Genomic DNA, 1,984 nt, shown 5'->3' on the forward strand with positions numbered 1-1,984 from the left:
ATCGAGTGCCCGATCCGGCCACGATGGTCGACGAGAGCGAGAAGCTCGCCGCCGAGAAGGCCTTGCAGTACATGGGACTGGAGGCGAACACGCCGCTTCGCGAGGTATCCGTCGACACGGTGTTCGTCGGATCGTGCACCAACGGCCGAATCGAAGATCTCCGCGCCGTGGCCGAGGTGCTCGACGGCCGCACCGTCGCGGACAGTGTCCGAATGTTGATCGTCCCGGGTTCGATGCGTGTGCGAGCGCAGGCCGAGAAGGAGGGCCTGGGCGAGATTTTCACGGCCGCCGGCGCAGAATGGCGTCAGGCCGGCTGTTCGATGTGCCTCGGTATGAATCCCGATCAGCTCGCTGTGGGGGAGAGGTCGGCGTCGACGTCGAACCGAAACTTCGAGGGGCGCCAGGGCAAGGGCAGCCGGACTCATCTGGTTTCACCGTTGGTGGCGGCCGCTACTGCGGTGCGCGGAACGTTGTCGTCCCCATCAGATCTTGACTAGACCAACTTCTGGAAGCTGTACCGATACCCGCCGAACGTAGGAGAATATTTCGATGGAAGCCTTTACCCGGCATAAAGGAATCGGCGTCCCGCTGCGGCGGTCCAATGTCGATACCGATCAGATCATTCCCTCTGTCTACCTGAAAAGGGTGACGCGCACGGGATTCGAGGACGGACTCTTCGCCGAGTGGCGCAACGATTCCGATTTCGTCCTCAACGTCGCGCCGTACGACAAGGGTTCGGTACTCGTTGCCGGTCCCGATTTCGGAACCGGGTCCTCCCGGGAGCACGCGGTGTGGGCGCTATCGGACTTCGGTTTTCGCGTTGTCATCGCCTCCCGGTTCGCCGACATCTTCCGCGGGAACGCCGGAAAAGCCGGTCTGCTGGCGGCCGAAGTCGACCAAAGTGACGTCGAATTGATCTGGAAGGCTCTCGAGGAACAGCCAGGTTTGGAAATTCTCGTCGACCTGGAGGCGAAGACGGTGACGGCTGGAACCTTGGTGGTGCGCTTCGCCATTGACGACTACACCAGGTGGCGCCTGCTGGAGGGTCTGGACGACATCGGATTGACATTACGCCAGGTAGAGGCCATTGCGGAGTACGAAAAGTCAAGGCCGTCATGGAAACCTGCAACCCTCCCCGGGCGTATCGAGGAGCCCTCGGAGGGGTAGCAATTTCGTCCTCCGACACGCATTGTGGCGCTAAATCATTCCGCCACGCCGAATGAGAATTGGCGTGGCTCATAGACTCTTGACGTCTTGGGGTTTACCGTTGTAGTAGTCGGTCCGACGATGGGCCACAATATTGCGGAGGAAATCCATGAACAAGGCAGAGCTGATTGACGCCCTGACCGAGAAGTTGGGGTCTGACAGGAGGAGCGCCACAGAGGCTGTCGAGAACATCGTCGACACCATCGTGCGCGCCGTCCACCGTGGCGAGAGCGTCACCATCACGGGATTCGGTGTGTTCGAGCAGCGTCGTCGCGCAGCTCGCGTCGCTCGTAACCCCCGCACCGGCGAGACCGTGCGCGTGAAGCCGACCAATGTTCCGGCATTCCGTCCCGGCGCTCAGTTCAAGGCGGTCATCGCGGGCGGCCAGAAGCTTCCCGCCACCGGCCCTGCTGTCAAGCGTGGATCTGCTTCGGCTCCTGCCAAGAAGACTGCGGCAGCGAAGAAGACCGCCGCCAAGAAGGCAGCAGTCAAGACCACCGCACGCAAGACCACTGCGGCCGCGAAGAAGGCGGCTCCCGCCAAGACGACGCCGCGCAAGACAGCTCCGGCGAAGACTGCAGCCAAGAAGGCGGCTCCCGCCAAGACGACGGCCCGCAAGACGGTGGCCAAGAAGGCTCCGGCCAAGACCGCGGCCAAGAAGACCACCACGACTGCAGCAGCGGCCAAGAAGGCTCCGGCGAAGACCGCGGCCAAGAAGACCACTACGACTGCAGCAGCGGCCAAGAAGGCTCCGGCGAAGACCGCGGCCAAGAAGACG

3 protein-coding genes are annotated in these 1,984 nt (G+C 62.6%); all 3 read left to right on the forward strand.

Annotated features, from left to right (window positions below; translation table 11 throughout):
- On the forward strand, positions 1-497 hold a 497-nt coding region (locus tag A2J03_RS14915), incomplete at its 5' end, for an aconitase family protein (protein ID WP_269455207.1).
- Between the two features lie 52 nt (positions 498-549).
- A complete protein-coding gene (gene leuD / locus A2J03_RS14920; protein ID WP_068375334.1) occupies positions 550-1,167 on the forward strand; it encodes a 3-isopropylmalate dehydratase small subunit in 618 nt (205 codons plus the stop codon).
- A gap of 148 nt (positions 1,168-1,315) precedes the next feature.
- On the forward strand, positions 1,316-1,984 hold a 669-nt coding region (locus A2J03_RS14925), incomplete at its 3' end, for an HU family DNA-binding protein (RefSeq protein ID WP_068375336.1).

It is taken from the genome of Rhodococcus sp. EPR-157 (genome assembly GCF_001647195.1).
Classification (GTDB): Bacteria; Actinomycetota; Actinomycetes; order Mycobacteriales; family Mycobacteriaceae; genus Rhodococcoides.